The organism is Dinoroseobacter shibae DFL 12 = DSM 16493 (assembly GCF_000018145.1).
In the GTDB taxonomy this organism is placed as follows: Bacteria; Pseudomonadota; Alphaproteobacteria; order Rhodobacterales; family Rhodobacteraceae; genus Dinoroseobacter; species Dinoroseobacter shibae.
This window is the reverse complement of the sequence record NC_009952.1, coordinates 424,907-438,641: the sequence shown is the minus strand read 5'-3', so window position 1 is coordinate 438,641 and position 13,735 is coordinate 424,907. Positions and strand designations below refer to the sequence as shown.

The following is a 13,735-nucleotide window of genomic DNA, read 5'->3' as shown; positions in this document are numbered from 1 at the left end:
GTGTCTCAGAACAGGACTTCGCGCTCTTCGTCGCTGTCCGGGCCGTACATGTTGATTTCCATGCCGCATTCGATTTCGCGGATGATGGGCTTTGTCCATGCCATGAGTGGTTTCTCCCTCGGGGGTCATTGATTACGTAGTCAGCCTGACAGAGAGAGATGTCTCGGGCGACTCTTATATTCTAAGAATCCCGGTCGCGGATCTCTCTCAGCTCTCCAAGAGTTCCGGGCGACGCCCTGAGATGCAAAACCCACGGTTTCGGACTGTCTTGATTTCAAAACCGAAATCAGCAGTTTCCAGCTTGCGGCGCAGATAGCCCACATAGACGTCAACGACGTTTTCAGTACTCGCGCCCTCGGCGGCCCAGAGCGTGGCATGAAGCTGGCTCCGCGGTTGCGGATCTTCTCCGGATCGGATCAGAAGCGCAAGCAGATCGAACTCCCGCTCAGTCAGGGTCACGCTGTCGGGACCCATCTCGAGGCGGCGCGAGGTCCGGATCAGGCGGGCAGGGCTGACACGCTGTGCCAGCGCCCTATGCTCTTGCACGCGCAACCGCGCGACAAGCTCATCGAAGTGGAACGGTTTGACCACGTAGTCATCTGCTCCTGCCGCCAGTCCCGTGGCACGATCTTCCACGCCCGACAGGGCGGAGAGCATCAGGATCGGCAATGTCGCGCCATGGGCGCGGGCGGTCCTCACAAGCTCGACGCCGGAATCCGAGCCGAGCATCACGTCAACGATAGCGCCGGAGTAAATCCCTGCCGTCAGGCGGCTGAGCGCGCGATCCGCGCGATTCTCAGCCTCCGCCTCGTAGCCATGTAGGGCCAGCCCTCTGACGAGAGCCGATGTGATCTCCGGGTCATCCTCAACGATCAGAAGGCGCGATGTCATCGGCGGTAGTGTGCGGTGTTGCGCAGGGAGTGGCAATCGCGATTTTCCGGTGCCCTACGCATCTGCGATCGCGTCTTCGGCGGGCAAGAGGATCGTTATCCTCAGCCCCGGATGCTCTCCGAGCGCGTCGGACCGGGGCAAGGGGCTTTGCAGTGATATCTCGCCGCCATGTGCGTCAATCACCCAGCGGGCAAGCGCGAGGCCGATACCGAAGCCCTGCGCGCTTGTGGCGCCGGCCCCTTGAGAGAAACGCTCGAACACCTGGTATTGTCGCGATGCAGGGATCCCGGGGCCATTGTCGGTGATCGATACTCCGGCCTGCGTGCGTTGCACCACCGGGGCGATCCGGAGCTTCTCTCCGCTCCGCGCGTGGCGGATCGCGTTGCGAACGAGGCTCACCAGCACCTGACGGAGCCAGTCGGGATCGGCCCTGACCTGCGTTTCGCGGAAAGGGACAAGATCCAGCGTCATTCCGGCGTTGTCGAGTTCGGCCTGCACCTCTTCGATCGCGGACGCAACAAGGGCGTCCAACGCGACCGGGACACATGCCAGCGCAAGCTGACCCGTTTCAGACCGTGCCAGCCGAAGCAGGTCATCGATCTTGCGATTAAGACGCTCTGCGCGCGCTTCAATTGTCGCAAAAGCATCGGCGGCCGCCGGGATAGATTGCCTGCCGATCTGAGCCTCCATCAATATGACCGTCAGCGGTGTCCGCAGTTCGTGACTGACATCCGCAAAAAACCGGCGGCGATCCTCGTCGGTCTTCTCAAGTCGTGCGTTCGCCTGTTTCAATTCCTTGGTCCGTGTTGCGATAATCTCGTTGAGTTGCGTCCATTCCGCGTCGACCTTGGCTTGACGGTCCGACAAAGCGGCCGCCATCCGGTTGGTCTGCTGCGAAAGCTGGCCAATCTCATCGAGGCGAGAAACTGGCAAAACACCTGAAAAATCGCCCCGACCGATCTGATCGGCGGCGCTGCGTACCGCGTCGAGACGATAGAACTGCGGACGCACAAGACCGAAATAGAACGCCGCGACGCTCAAACCCGCGGCCAGGGCGATGCCCAGTGCCATCCACGCAAGTTGTATCCTCAGAGCCTCGATTCCCGACAAGATTTCGCTTCTGAAGAGCCGTTCGGTGTTGATCGCCTGTCCAAGCAAGGGATCAAAACTGGTCGCGAAGCTGTCGATATAGCCGCGTAGCCGCTCGGTGTCCTGGGTGTCGGTCAGCAAACCCCTCACCGTTTGATCCAGGGTGGCTTCCATGCGGGCGATCCCGAGGGACTGCGTGCCGTAACGGGATTGCCCATCAATGCCCAAAGCCCGCGCGGAGAAAACCGCCTCCTCTACATCCGCGTGCAAGAGCGTGAAGGTCTCCTGCAACTGACCCACCACTTGCAGGATCCGTTCCCGGCGCACCTCGGTGGGTAGGCCAGCCTGCACAGCCTCGGAGGCGATGACAAGGAAGGTCGCCGCCTGTGTTGAGGCTGTGGCGTAGCGCGCCATCCGCCTTTCCGAGGCGAGTGCCGTATCCAGCCGGTCGGCAACCTCGTTCAAGCCGAAATAGAGAATGCTGGACGTGAGAACAGTCGCAGCCGCCAGCAGCGCTGCGCCAAGGGACAGACGTAGTTTCAGGGACATGCTGGGGCGCGCGGGTGCGGATGTCATTGCGGTACTGTCCAGGAGTTTGCCTCGTCAAGTTTCTCGGAATGAGGAGCGCTGTGATCCACTAGGGAGTTCGCCCCCCGTTTCTGGTCCCAGTATGGGGCGGGTTGGCCGTGATTTCTCCGGGCCCCAGATCCGAGCCGTTCAGCTGTAGAGGCCGTTCGTGTTTCTTCCCGTTGATAGAGTTGCGGTCAAGGCCTGCCGAGTGGAGACCTTGCGGAGCTCAAATGAAAGAGGCGCCTCTGAGGCCGCGCATCTCTCAATTGACATTCTGGTCAAAACCTGGCGGGACTGTTAGTCTGCGCGATGATCGTAATTTATGACTTCTCGCGCCCGCTCCCTTCTCCTTCACGGCTCGGGATCCATGGCACCTGAACCCCGCGCCGGGCTTTTGCACGGGCCCGTCGGACGACATGTTCCGACATTGATCGACCTCTTCCTGCGCGTCCAGCCGCATCCGCAAATCCACACCGCGCGCCGGGGCAAGGCCGTCATCCGCGAGGACGACTTCGCGGATCATGCGATGCTTCTGCTGGAGGGATGGGTCGCCTTCTCGAAAATGCTGCCCGATGGCGAATCGCAGATCATCGACATCCTTCTGCCCGGGGATTTTGCGCTGATTGGCGCTGCCAATGCACCGCTGGCCGCCTTTTCGGTCGAAACCCTGAGCGACGCGCGCTTCATCAATATCGGGCCGGGGCGAGTCAACGGCCCCGAGCCGGAGATGGCGAGGCTGCGCGAACTGATGGCCGCCGAAATTGTCCGGATGCAATCGCGCACATCCGAGTTGCTATTGCGGGTGGGAAAGGGCAGTGCCGCGAACCGTATCGCCTATGCCTTGCTGGAATTCTTCGTCCGCCTCGAAGCGGTCGGGATGACCAGCGGCACCCGGTTCGCCTTTCCCATGACGCAGCACAAGCTAGGCGAATTCACTGGCATGAGCAACGTCCATGTCAACCGGACGCTGCGGCGCTTCGAACGCGAGGGAATCGTGGCCTATCCGGCCCCGCCCGAGATCGACCTGTGCGACATCGACGCCCTATGCGCGCTGGCCGGTCTCGATCTGGCGAGTTTTCGCAACGAGATCATCGCGCGGCGCGCGCCCTGAGCTATCGGGTTTCGACGATCTCGCCAAGTGTCTGACCGGCCAGTTCCTCGCTGGCGTCATTGGCGATATCGCCCAGCGACAGCAAGCCGACGACCCTGTTATCGGCATCCAGCACCACGAGCCTGCGGATTTGCCGATCCGCCATCAGATGCGCGGCCCGTTCGATGGTCTGGTCGGAACGGCACGTCACCACACAGGGTGTCATGACCGTCCCCACCAGCGCATCGGTGCCCGCCTTCGCAGCATGTCTCACCACGATGTCGCGATCCGTCAGAATGCCCACCGGCCGCCCATCGTCAACGACCGCCAGGGCGCCGATGTCCAGATTTGCCATCAGAGCAGCGGCGGTCTGCACCGATGCCTCCGGTGCGACGGTCATCACCGGTTTACGCATGATGCGGCTCACCAGCATGGCAAGTCTCCCGAACTTGAACGCGACCCGTTCCAAGATAATGTACCGCCGAAAAAAACAATCGGTTTAACCTGGGACAATGAGAGCCGCCGAACCGGGCCGACATCCGCACGACCCCGGCCCTCCCCAATCAAACCGAGCATCGCAGGATTGCCGCGATAAGTTTGCCGCTAGGAATCTCCTTTTCGCGCACCGCAAGAACCCGCGCGCCGGTCCGCAAGGCGAGGCCGGCAATCTCGTCCCGCACGCCGTAATCGCCCACCATGCCCTCTGGCCGGCAGCTGACAGCCCCTGTCGTCTCGTACACCGTGCTGGCAACCATGCTGTCGATATCCACCATGAGGGTATGCACACACCCGAAGGACGTTGCCCGCACCAGGTCCGCATCGCTCATGCGGTCAGGCGAGGTTTCGATGCCCCGGTGGAGCACCGCGATGGTTCCGAGCGACCGGACCAGCGCCGTCGCCTGCTCGGTCACGGCCAAATCGCTTGGCAATCGATAGGTCCGAAGATGCTTCGGCATGGCGAAGATCGCGAGGCTGTGGGCCTGATGCGCCTAGAAATCGTCATCCTCCAGCACGGTCTCGAAATGCTCTTCCAGCGGCCAGATCCTAAGCTTTTCAAGCCCCGATGCTTCCTGTCGGCTCACCGCCTCGTCCTCGAGCTGTTTCAGCCGCGTGCGGCGCTGGCGGATGTCTTCCGTCAGCGGCGTGGTCGGCAAGTAGACCGATACAAATCCATCCAACCGGCGCAGGTCGAGATGGCCGATTTCGGCGGGGCTAGGCAGGTCGACATAGAGCATCTTGTGTCTTTCCGTGACTGAGAGTTGCGGTGCTGATGACATCCCTAGGTCAAACACCCCGGCACGTCATCGATCCGGGTTAACGCCCCTGATCCGAGGCGTTTTCGTCCGGACCTTCCTGTCGCGCCCCGCGGCCTTTCGGCTTGCGCAGGTGACGTCCCTTGATCGCCTCGAACCCGATGATCACGTCCAGAAGCTCGGTGGTGATCTCGCTCTGGCGCACCGACCGCATCTCGGCGGTCAGCTCCTCCAGACGCTCGTCGACCGAACGTTCGGCCTGCTGCATCCGCGCCAGCCGCGCGGCGTTCTCGGTCACCATGGCTTCAGCGGCGGCGCGGAAGATTTCCGCAAACAGGAAGCTGCGGATCAGGGCCGCCAGAAGTTGCTCGGGCGCAAGGGTGAAGCGCGGCAAGCTGCGCGAGCGCCAGGGCTGGCGCGCGAACCCGTCCGTCAGTTCCGGGTCGAGCGGCAGGAGCCGCCTGGACACCGGCGATTGCTGGCCGTGCTCGGCGCGCTGGGTGAACACGAGGGTCACGTTGATCTGTCCATCGGGCTGCGCGGCGCGGATCTCGTCCAGCAGGGCAATCAGGCGGCCGGCCAGCCGCCCCAGCCCGTCGGCATTGGCGGGCGGCAAGAGTGTCGTTGCCGGAACGATCCCGAGGCCCGCCAGCGCATCTTCCATCTGCGCGCCGACGCAGATCACCGTCGTCTCCACATCGGTGCGACGGGTGCGATCCACCTGTTGTGCCACAAGCTCGTTGTAATTACCGCACAAACCGTGGTCCGACCCGAAGGCGATCACGACCGGCTGTCCCGCCGTGGCGGCATCCCGCGGCAAGGGCCCGTGACTGCGCACGAAGGCCCGGAACCCGAGGATCGCCGTGTCGCGATACGCCTCGATGGCATCGGCCGCCTGCTCATAGGGCAGCGCGTTGATGGCCGACATGGTCTTCATCGTCCGCACGATGCTGCGGATGCCGCGCATCGTTTCGGTGCGGCCCGTGAGCCGTTCAAGCGTCTGCGCCATCGCCCCGTCCCGTCTGCGCCAGGGCCGCACGGGCGGTTGCAAGGATATGCCCGCGCGCGTCCTCGGTCAGCTTTTCGTCCCCGGCAATGATCTCGGGCAGTCCGCCATCCGCGGCGCGGATCGCCGCGCGAATGGCCTGCATCGCGGCCCCCGCCGCGGCCTCGTCCATCCCGTCGAGCAGCCCCTCCATGGCCGCGACCAGCACGGCAAGCTGCTCGTGGGCGGCCATCGGGTCGCGTTCGGCCTGGCGCAGGGCATTGCGCACCGCCCCGCCCCGCGCCAGCCGCGCGCGGGTGTCCTCATCGAGCCGCGTGCCGAAGCGGGCGAATTCCTCCAGCTCCTCGAACTGCGACAGCGTGACCCGCAGGTTGCCCCCCACCGCGCGAAAGGCACGCGCCTGCGCCTTGCCGCCCACCCGGCTGACCGAGACGCCCAGATCGACCGCTGGGAACTGGTTCGTGCGTACCAGCTTGGGCGAGAGGTAGATCTGGCCATCGGTGATCGAAATCAGGTTGGTGGGGATATAGGCCGACAGGTTCTCGGCCTGGGTCTCGACCACCGGCAGCGCCGTGATCGATCCCGCCCCTTCCCCGAACTGCCCCGCCCGCTCCAGCAGCCGCGCATGAACATAGAAGATGTCGCCCGGGAACGCCTCGCGTCCCGGCGGGCGCCGCAGAAGCAGCGACAGCTCGCGATAGGTGCGCGCGTGATGGGTCAGATCGTCCAGCACGACCAGCACGTCACGCCCCTGCGCGGCGAAGCTTTCGGCCACGGACATCGCCGCATAAGGCGCGATATAGGCCAGCCCCGGCGCGTCCTCGTCGCCTGCCGCGATGACCACCGTTTGCCCCAACATCTCGCCGCCCTGCAGCGCGCCGATCACCTTGGCCACGGCATCGCCGCGCTGACCGATGGCGCAATAGATGCAGATCACGCCGGTATCCTTCTGGTTGAGGATCGTATCCACCGCGATCGAGGTCTTGCCGGTCTGCCGGTCGCCGATGATCAATTGCCGCTGGCCCAGCCCTACCGGCACGGCGGCATCCACCGCCTTCAGCCCGGTGGCGAGCGGGCGCGACACCGGCGTGCGCGACAGGATATCGGGGGCCTCGGCCTCCACCGGTGCCAGCGGACTGTCCGTCACCGGGTCGCGCTCGTCGCGCGGCCGCCCCAGGGCATCGACAACCCGGCCCAGCGTGGCAGGGCCGACCGGCACACTCACCACGCGGCCCGTGCGGCGCACATCCTCGCCCATGGCGACGTTCTGCGACGGGCCCAGCAGCACCACGCCCAGGCGCCCCGGTTCCAGGTCGAACACGATCCCCGAAACACCCGAGGCGAAATCGAGCACCTCGTCGGCCAGCGCCCGGGCGAGGCCGGTCACGATGGCGATCCCGTCGCCAAGCTCGGCCACGCGGCCCACCTCGCTGACCTCGGGGCGCGGCGGCGGCGCGTCCAGCACCGCGTCGATCAGATCGGCCGTGCTGGGCCGGGGATCGGTGTCATGCCGCATCGTGACCCCCCCTGCGCGCGGGCCGCCCGGCGGCCTCCGCCAGGGTCGCCTCCAACCCGTTGAGATAACTGTCCACCGTCCAGCCGAGCTGCGCGCCCCCCAGCCGCAGGTTGAGACCAGGCGACTGCCCGGGATCGACCTCGAACCGCAGGCTCACACCCTCCAGCACATCGCCGAGATCCGATCGCAGGCGCGCTTGCACCTCCTCTGGCAGGGGATCGCGGGTCAGGGCCACGGCCTGCCGCGCGTCTCCGGCGGCCTCGCGCAGATCATCCCCCATATCCGCCAGGCGCCCGGCGGCCTGCAGCACGATGCGCCGCTCCAGCCCCTCGTCGGCCAGATCGCGCAGCGCCTTGCGGGTCAGCGCAAGCAGCGCCTCGGCCCCGCGCCGCTGCAGGTCGGCACGATGCCGCGCGGCCTCCTCGGCGCGGTGCGCGGCACGCTCGGCCTGCTCCTCCTCCAGCCGTGCGCGGGCCTTGCTCAGCAACGCGTCCCGTTCCGCCTCGGCCGCGCGGCGGGCCTCCTCCAGCAGCTCGGCCCGGCTCGATGACAGCTGGGCGATGCGGGCCTCGTACTCGGTCTCTCGCGCCTCCGCCTGTTGGCGCACGGCCGCGGCCTCCCCCATCCGGGCGGCGATCTCGGCCTCCCGCGCGTCGATCCCGTCCAGGATGGGACGATAGAGAAACCGCTTGAGCAGCCAGATCAGCAGCAGGAAGTTGACGATCTGCGCCGCCACCGTGATCCAGTCGATCGACATGGCCCTAGCCTCCGGCGCCGACGGTGGCAGCCTCCAGCGCGGCCTCCCAGAACGGGTTGGCGAAGATCAGGATCATCGCCACCACGAAGCAGTAGATCGCGGTGGATTCGATCATCGCAAGGCTGACGAACAATGTCCGCGACAGGGTCGAGGCCGCGTCGGGCTGCTGCGCGATGGCGCTCAGGGCGGTCGACGCCGCGCGCCCCTCGCCAAGCGCCGGGCCGATGGCGCCGATGGCGATGGTCAACCCGGCGGTGAAGATGGACACGGCGGCAATGATGGCAAGATCGGTCATGGGGCCTCCTTGGGCGGTTTCGGCGTCGCGGCCGTGGCCGACGAGATGTAGACAGTGGCGAGGATCGCGAAGATGTAGGCCTGGATCACGCCGGTGAGCAGGCCCAGCATGTCCATCACCACCGGGAAGAAGAACGGCGCGACACCCAGCAGGATCGCGGCGATCACCGCGCCGGACATGATGTTCCCGTAAAGCCGGATGGCCAGCGAGATGCCCCGCGACACCTCCGAAATGATGTTGAAGGGCAGCATGATCACCGACGGCTCCAGATAGGTGCGCAGGTAGCCGCCCAGTCCCCGGCTGCCGATCCCGAACAGCGGCACCGCGATCAGCACCGACAACGCCAGCGCCACCGTGGTCGACAGCGACGCGGTGGGCGTGTCGAAGCCCGGCACCACCGTCAGCAGGTTTGCGGTGACGATGAACAGAAACAATGTGCCGCTGAAATACAGGATGCGCGGGTCGCGCCGCTCGGTGATCTCGGCGATCTGGCCGACGATGCCCCCGACGATCACTTCCAGCGTCGTGCGCCATCGGTTCGGCGGCACGTCCGGGCGCAGGTTACGGGTCACCAGCGCCGCGGTCCCGGTCAGAACCGCCATGATGATCCAGGTGTTGACGATCGTGGCATTGATGCCGAAGCCCCAAGGCGCGAAGACGATATTGGTATCGGGGGTCAGTTCCATCGCGCCGCCTCCTCCGGGACCGGCCGCCGCGCCAGCATGAGGATGCACACCCGCGCCACAAGGAAACCTCCCGCAAAGCCCAGCAACATGGATGTCCCGCCCTCCCCCGCGACCCAATAGCCCACCGCCAGCAAGGCCGCGATGCGCAGACCCGCACTGAGCAGCAGAACCGGCGCCGGGCGCGCCCGCCGCAACGCGATCCGCATGCCCCAGGCCAGGCCCGCGAAGAACGCCGCCCCCGCCAGAACTCCCAAAAATGCCCCAAGGCCCGTCAGGGTCCAGTCCAACCCGATCATCTTCCGTCTCCTTCCTTGCCGATCCAGTTCCAGGCGATCAGCGCCCCCAGCACCACGCCCCCCAGAAGCAGTGCGATGGTCCAGGAAAACGTCTGCGGCGCCACGCGGTCGAGCCACAGGCCCAGGAACACGCCGCCCACCGTCGGCACCGCGATGGACCAGCCGATCATCCCGAACGTGCCGATGCCGCGCAACGGGCTGGGACCGGGATCGTCGCGCGCGGCCTTCATCCGGCGCGCGCGCTGGCCGATATCCTCCGCGGATCTGTCTGGCTTCTGCGTCATCCCTGCGCCTTTCTCAGGCTTGCAAACCGCCGCACCATATCGGCCTCCAGCCGCGACAGGGCGGCGCGCGCGGCGCGCTCCTCGTCTTCGAGACCCGCGAAACTGTCGCGCACGATGTCGCGCATCTGGTCCAGGTCGTCGGTCTCCACCGCCCGGCGCACCGCCACCTCGACCCGGTGACCCTTCTTGACCAACAGCCCCTCGTCGATCCCGAAAATCCGCTCCGTCCCGTCGGCCTGCGCGATCAGAAGCACCGAAGACACCAGCGGCGTGACCAGGTCGACATGGTTGGGCAGGATGCCGAAACTACCATTCGGGGCCTCGCCACGCAGCCGCACCGCCGATCCGTCGAACATGATCCTCGAGGGCAGGCGCAGATAGACACGCATCTCGGTCGCCATGGTCATGCGGCGGCCTCCTTTCGCAGATCGCTCAGCGCGCCGATCATGTAATAGGCGCTCTCGGGCCGCTCGAAGCTGGTCTGCGACAGGATCTCCTCGCAGCCGTCCAGGGTCTCGGCGATCGGTACCAGCTTGCCCAGGGTGCCCGCCGCTGCCCCCACCGTGAAGAACGGCTGGGTCAGAAAGCGCTCCAGCCGCCGCGCGCGGGCGACCACGGCCCGGTCATGGGCCGACAACTCCTCGATCCCCAGCATCGCGATGATGTCGCGCAGGTCCTCGTACTCCGCCAAGGTCCGGCGCACGCCGCGCGCGATGTCGTAATGGCGCTGTCCCACGACCTCGGGCGTCAGCATGACAGAGGTCGAGGCCAGCGGATCGACCGCCGGATAAAGCCCCTCGGACGCCCTCTTGCGCGACAACACGACCGAGGCCGACAGATGCGAAAAGATATGCGCCGCCGCCGGGTCGGTGAAATCGTCCGCCGGAACGTAAACCGCCTGGATCGACGTGATCGCACCGCGCCGGGTCGAGGCGATGCGCTCCTGCAGCGCGGCCAGCTCCGTCGCCAGGGTCGGCTGATAGCCCACGCGGCTCGGCATCCGGCCGAGCAGGCCCGACACCTCCGAGCCCGCCTGCACGAAGCGGAAGATGTTGTCGATCAGCAACAGCACATCCTGTTCGCGGTCGTCGCGGAAATATTCGGCCATGGTCAGCGCCGAATGACCCACCAGGAACCGCACGCCCGGCGCCTCGTTCATCTGGCCGAACAGCATCACCATGCGCTCGCGCACCCCGGCCTCGCCCATCTCGCGCCACAATTCCTCGGCCTCGCGGGACCGCTCCCCGATCCCGCAGAACAGGCTGACGCCGTGGTGATGCTCCACCGTGTTGTGGATCAGCTCGCTCAGGAGAACGGTCTTGCCCACGCCCGCGCCACCGAACAGGCCCGTCTTGCCGCCCCGTTCGATGGGCGACAGCAGGTCGATGGCCTTGATCCCGGTCTCCAGGACCTCGGCGCGCAGCACCCGGTCCGACAGGACCGGCGGCGGGCGGTGGATCGGGCGCCGGGCCGTGGCCTCGGGCGGCGGCGCACCGTCGAGCGGCGCGCCGAACATATCCAGCATCCGTCCCAGCACCCCCTCGCCCACCGGCACCTCGATGCCCGCGCGCGTGCCCGTGGCACGGGTACCGAGACCCAGGCCGCGGGTCGGGCCGAGGGCGATGCAGCGCACCACCCCCTCGCCGACGATGGAGGCCACCTCCATCGCCACGCCGCCCGCCACGATCAGCGCGTGGATGCGCGGCACCGCTTCGGCGAACGCAACGTCCACGACACCGCCGCGAATGGCGACGATGGTCCCTTCGAAGTGGACCTCGGGATCGGCCGGCATGGGGTGGGTCTCGGTCACGTGTACGCACCCCGCTGCGACGGCGCCTCGAGCGCGACCGGCAGGGCGCATGGGCCCGCGATGCGCGCGGCGGTGAGAACCACATCCCTGCGTCCGTATCGGGCAGCGGTATCGCGCACCTGACGCGCCCCGTTCGCGGAACGGGCAACATCCGCGGCGCTCTCCGCGAACTGGTCTTCCCATCGTCTCATGCGGTGTTCCCTGCTCTGCTCAGGCCGCCGGTCGTGCACATCTGTCACCCACGCCCGGACCCGCCCTCATCGGTGGCATCCGGGATCACGCGGGTGCCCGCCCGCCCCTCCAGGATGTCGGTGGCCTCGTCCAGCCGCCCGATCCCCGCAAGCCCGCCATAGGCGGCAAACCGCGCCGCCGCGAGCATCTTGGGCCCCATCGAGCCTGCCGGCAGATTGAGCTTGAACGCCTCCCCCGGCGTCAGACTGTCGATGCGCGCCTGCCTGTCGGTGCCGAAATCGCGGTAAACCCCGTCGACATCCGTCAGCAGCAGCAGCGCATCCGCCTCCAGTTCCCGCGCCAGCAGCGCGCTGGCGGCATCCTTGTCGATCACCGCCTCGATGCCGATCAGACTGCCATCGGCCCGGCGCAGCACCGGAATGCCGCCCCCGCCGCCGCAGATCACGATCACGTCCTGCTCCAGCAGCATCCGGATCACCCGCATGTCGGGAATTTCCTGGGGGGCGGGCGACGGCACGACCCGGCGCCACTTGTCGCCGTCCTGTGCGATGGTCCACCCGACGGCCTTGGCGCGCGCCTCGGCCTCGTCGCGGGAATAGACCGGGCCGATGAACTTGGCCGGATCGCGAAATGCCAGGTCGTCGGGATCGACGACGATCTGGGTCAGCAACGTGGCCACCGCGCGGTCGTGATCCAGGGCGTTTTCCAGCTCCTGCTCGATGATATAGCCGATCATGCCGCCGGTCTCGGCCCCCAGAACATCCAGCGGATAGGCCTCCTCGGGCTTGTAGGCCGCGCCTTGCAAGGCCAGAAGCCCCACCTGCGGCCCGTTGCCATGGGTCACCACCAGCCGGTGCCCCGCGCGCACGATCCGGGCCAGGGCCACGGCCGCCTCGCGCACGTTCCTGCGCTGATTTTCCGCTGTCAGCGGTTCACCCCGTTTCAGGAGCGCATTGCCCCCCAATGCCGCAACGACCAGCATGGCTCAGCCCCCCAACGTGGCGACAAGAACCGCCTTGATCGTGTGCATCCGGTTCTCCGCTTGGTCGAAGACGATCGAGGCGGGGCTTTCGAACACCTCCTCGGTGACCTCCATCGCCTCCAGCCCGAACTTGTCTTGAATGTCGCAGCCGACCTCGGTCTCGGCGTTGTGGAAAGCCGGCAGGCAATGCATGAACCGCACCCGCGGATTGCCCGTCCGGGCCATCACATCCGCGTTGACCTGGTACGGCATCAACAGATCGATCCGCTCGGCCCATTTTTCCACTGGCTCGCCCATCGACACCCAGACATCGGTATAGACGAAATCGACGCCCTTGACGGCCTTGTCGACATCCTCGGTCAGCGTGACGCGCGCGCCCGTATGCTCAGCGATCGCCCGCGCCTCGTCCTGAATGGACTGCACCGGCCACAGGCTTCGCGGCGCGCAAAGGCGCACGTCCATGCCCATCTTGGCCCCACCGATCAGAAGGCTGTCACCCATGTTGTTGCCCGCGTCGCCCATGAAACAATAGGCCACCTCGCGCAGGGGCTTTTCGCAATGCTCCTGCATGGTCAGGAAATCGGCGAGGATCTGCGTCGGGTGAAACTCGTCCGTCAGCCCGTTATAGACCGGCACACCGGCCCAGTCGGCCAGCTCCTGCACGATCTCCTGGCCGAAACCGCGATACTCGATCGCGTCATACACCCGGCCCAGCACACGGGCGGTGTCCTTGACGGTTTCCTTCTTGCCCAGATGGGTGCCCGACGGCCCCAGATAGGTGACGGTCGCGCCCTGATCATGGGCGGCCACCTCGAAACCCACCCGGGTGCGGGTGCTGTCCTTCTCGAAGATCAGCGCGATTTCCTTGCCCCGCAGGGTCGGCACCTCGGTGCCCGCGTATTTCGCCGATTTCAGATCCGCGGACAGTTTCAGCAGAAATCCGATTTCCTCGGGCGTGAAACCCCGCAGGGTCAGGAAATGCCGGTTCTTGAGGTTGAAAGCCATTGAATTTGCCCTC

Annotated in this window: 18 protein-coding genes; 1 reads left to right on the top strand and 17 read right to left on the bottom strand. The window is 66.2% G+C overall.

What is annotated here, in order from left to right:
- Positions 1-5 precede the first annotated feature (5 nt).
- The 3 genes from pqqA to DSHI_RS02295 all read right to left on the bottom strand — a co-directional run bounded on the left by pqqA (position 6) and on the right by DSHI_RS02295 (position 2,556).
- Positions 6-104, bottom strand: a complete 99-nt coding sequence (pqqA, locus tag DSHI_RS02305; RefSeq protein ID WP_012177128.1) for a pyrroloquinoline quinone precursor peptide PqqA — start codon at positions 102-104, stop codon at positions 6-8.
- Positions 105-207: 103 nt separating this feature from the next.
- Positions 208-891, bottom strand: coding sequence for a response regulator transcription factor (locus tag DSHI_RS02300; protein ID WP_012177127.1), 684 nt, complete (start codon positions 889-891; stop codon positions 208-210).
- A 54-nt stretch (positions 892-945) separates the two neighbouring features.
- Entirely contained in the window at positions 946-2,556 is a 1,611-nt protein-coding gene (locus DSHI_RS02295) for a sensor histidine kinase (protein ID WP_012177126.1), read from the bottom strand.
- Positions 2,557-2,917: 361 nt separating this feature from the next.
- Here DSHI_RS02295 and DSHI_RS02290 point away from each other — a divergent pair, with 361 nt between their 5' ends.
- Positions 2,918-3,661 carry a Crp/Fnr family transcriptional regulator gene (locus DSHI_RS02290; protein WP_162017703.1) on the top strand — a complete coding sequence of 248 codons (744 nt, stop codon included), beginning with the start codon at positions 2,918-2,920 and terminating at the stop codon, positions 3,659-3,661.
- A gap of 1 nt (position 3,662) precedes the next feature.
- Here DSHI_RS02290 and DSHI_RS02285 read toward each other — a convergent pair whose 3' ends face one another.
- From DSHI_RS02285 to DSHI_RS02215, 14 genes are all read right to left on the bottom strand, one after another.
- Entirely contained in the window at positions 3,663-4,073 is a 411-nt protein-coding gene (locus tag DSHI_RS02285) for a CBS domain-containing protein (protein WP_012177124.1), read from the bottom strand.
- 130 nt (positions 4,074-4,203) lie between these two features.
- Complete coding sequence (locus DSHI_RS02280; protein ID WP_012177123.1) at positions 4,204-4,596, bottom strand: hypothetical protein; 393 nt, start codon at positions 4,594-4,596, stop codon at positions 4,204-4,206.
- Positions 4,597-4,629: 33 nt separating this feature from the next.
- On the bottom strand, positions 4,630-4,875 hold the full coding sequence (locus tag DSHI_RS02275) for a hypothetical protein (protein ID WP_044027598.1): 246 nt from the start codon (positions 4,873-4,875) through the stop codon (positions 4,630-4,632).
- A 79-nt stretch (positions 4,876-4,954) separates the two neighbouring features.
- Positions 4,955-5,902: a F0F1 ATP synthase subunit gamma gene (locus DSHI_RS02270; protein ID WP_012177121.1), complete on the bottom strand. Its 948-nt coding sequence runs from the start codon at positions 5,900-5,902 to the stop codon at positions 4,955-4,957.
- Positions 5,886-7,415 carry a F0F1 ATP synthase subunit alpha gene (locus tag DSHI_RS02265; protein WP_012177120.1) on the bottom strand — a complete coding sequence of 510 codons (1,530 nt, stop codon included), beginning with the start codon at positions 7,413-7,415 and terminating at the stop codon, positions 5,886-5,888. The genes DSHI_RS02270 and DSHI_RS02265 overlap by 17 nt, the downstream gene beginning before the upstream one ends.
- Positions 7,405-8,172 (bottom strand): F0F1 ATP synthase subunit B family protein, encoded by a 768-nt coding sequence (locus DSHI_RS02260; protein ID WP_012177119.1) that lies wholly within the window; start codon positions 8,170-8,172, stop codon positions 7,405-7,407. Before DSHI_RS02260 ends, DSHI_RS02265 begins: the two co-directional genes overlap by 11 nt.
- 4 nt (positions 8,173-8,176) lie before the next feature.
- Entirely contained in the window at positions 8,177-8,467 is a 291-nt protein-coding gene (locus tag DSHI_RS02255; RefSeq protein WP_012177118.1) for a F0F1 ATP synthase subunit C, read from the bottom strand.
- Positions 8,464-9,153 carry a F0F1 ATP synthase subunit A gene (locus tag DSHI_RS02250; RefSeq protein WP_012177117.1) on the bottom strand — a complete coding sequence of 230 codons (690 nt, stop codon included), beginning with the start codon at positions 9,151-9,153 and terminating at the stop codon, positions 8,464-8,466. The genes DSHI_RS02255 and DSHI_RS02250 overlap by 4 nt, the downstream gene beginning before the upstream one ends.
- On the bottom strand, positions 9,144-9,449 hold the full coding sequence (locus DSHI_RS02245; protein WP_012177116.1) for an N-ATPase subunit AtpR: 306 nt from the start codon (positions 9,447-9,449) through the stop codon (positions 9,144-9,146). Before DSHI_RS02245 ends, DSHI_RS02250 begins: the two co-directional genes overlap by 10 nt.
- A complete protein-coding gene (locus DSHI_RS02240) occupies positions 9,446-9,733 on the bottom strand; it encodes an AtpZ/AtpI family protein (RefSeq protein WP_012177115.1) in 288 nt (95 codons plus the stop codon). The genes DSHI_RS02245 and DSHI_RS02240 overlap by 4 nt, the downstream gene beginning before the upstream one ends.
- Positions 9,730-10,140, bottom strand: coding sequence for an ATPase (locus DSHI_RS02235; protein WP_012177114.1), 411 nt, complete (start codon positions 10,138-10,140; stop codon positions 9,730-9,732). Before DSHI_RS02235 ends, DSHI_RS02240 begins: the two co-directional genes overlap by 4 nt.
- Positions 10,137-11,525 (bottom strand): F0F1 ATP synthase subunit beta, encoded by a 1,389-nt coding sequence (gene atpD, locus DSHI_RS02230; protein WP_012177113.1) that lies wholly within the window; start codon positions 11,523-11,525, stop codon positions 10,137-10,139. The genes DSHI_RS02235 and atpD overlap by 4 nt, the downstream gene beginning before the upstream one ends.
- Before the next feature lie 253 nt (positions 11,526-11,778).
- Positions 11,779-12,717, bottom strand: coding sequence for a carbamate kinase (gene arcC, locus DSHI_RS02220; protein WP_012177112.1), 939 nt, complete (start codon positions 12,715-12,717; stop codon positions 11,779-11,781).
- 3 nt (positions 12,718-12,720) lie between these two features.
- A complete protein-coding gene (locus tag DSHI_RS02215; protein ID WP_012177111.1) occupies positions 12,721-13,722 on the bottom strand; it encodes an ornithine carbamoyltransferase in 1,002 nt (333 codons plus the stop codon).
- Positions 13,723-13,735 lie beyond the last annotated feature (13 nt).

Bases quoted from the DNA above. Each gene is read 5' to 3' on its own strand.
- pqqA (WP_012177128.1), bottom strand. From the start codon at position 104: ATGGCATGGACAAAGCCCATCATCCGCGAAATCGAATGCGGCATGGAA.
- DSHI_RS02300 (WP_012177127.1), bottom strand. From the start codon at position 891: ATGACATCGCGCCTTCTGATCGTTGAGGATGACCCGGAGATCACATCG.
- DSHI_RS02295 (WP_012177126.1), bottom strand. From the start codon at position 2,556: ATGACATCCGCACCCGCGCGCCCCAGCATGTCCCTGAAACTACGTCTG.
- DSHI_RS02290 (WP_162017703.1), top strand. From the start codon at position 2,918: ATGGCACCTGAACCCCGCGCCGGGCTTTTGCACGGGCCCGTCGGACGA.
- DSHI_RS02285 (WP_012177124.1), bottom strand. From the start codon at position 4,073: ATGCTGGTGAGCCGCATCATGCGTAAACCGGTGATGACCGTCGCACCG.
- DSHI_RS02280 (WP_012177123.1), bottom strand. From the start codon at position 4,596: ATGCCGAAGCATCTTCGGACCTATCGATTGCCAAGCGATTTGGCCGTG.
- DSHI_RS02275 (WP_044027598.1), bottom strand. From the start codon at position 4,875: ATGCTCTATGTCGACCTGCCTAGCCCCGCCGAAATCGGCCATCTCGAC.
- DSHI_RS02270 (WP_012177121.1), bottom strand. From the start codon at position 5,902: ATGGCGCAGACGCTTGAACGGCTCACGGGCCGCACCGAAACGATGCGC.
- DSHI_RS02265 (WP_012177120.1), bottom strand. From the start codon at position 7,415: ATGCGGCATGACACCGATCCCCGGCCCAGCACGGCCGATCTGATCGAC.
- DSHI_RS02260 (WP_012177119.1), bottom strand. From the start codon at position 8,172: ATGTCGATCGACTGGATCACGGTGGCGGCGCAGATCGTCAACTTCCTG.
- DSHI_RS02255 (WP_012177118.1), bottom strand. From the start codon at position 8,467: ATGACCGATCTTGCCATCATTGCCGCCGTGTCCATCTTCACCGCCGGG.
- DSHI_RS02250 (WP_012177117.1), bottom strand. From the start codon at position 9,153: ATGGAACTGACCCCCGATACCAATATCGTCTTCGCGCCTTGGGGCTTC.
- DSHI_RS02245 (WP_012177116.1), bottom strand. From the start codon at position 9,449: ATGATCGGGTTGGACTGGACCCTGACGGGCCTTGGGGCATTTTTGGGA.
- DSHI_RS02240 (WP_012177115.1), bottom strand. From the start codon at position 9,733: ATGACGCAGAAGCCAGACAGATCCGCGGAGGATATCGGCCAGCGCGCG.
- DSHI_RS02235 (WP_012177114.1), bottom strand. From the start codon at position 10,140: ATGACCATGGCGACCGAGATGCGTGTCTATCTGCGCCTGCCCTCGAGG.
- atpD (WP_012177113.1), bottom strand. From the start codon at position 11,525: ATGCCGGCCGATCCCGAGGTCCACTTCGAAGGGACCATCGTCGCCATT.
- arcC (WP_012177112.1), bottom strand. From the start codon at position 12,717: ATGCTGGTCGTTGCGGCATTGGGGGGCAATGCGCTCCTGAAACGGGGT.
- DSHI_RS02215 (WP_012177111.1), bottom strand. From the start codon at position 13,722: ATGGCTTTCAACCTCAAGAACCGGCATTTCCTGACCCTGCGGGGTTTC.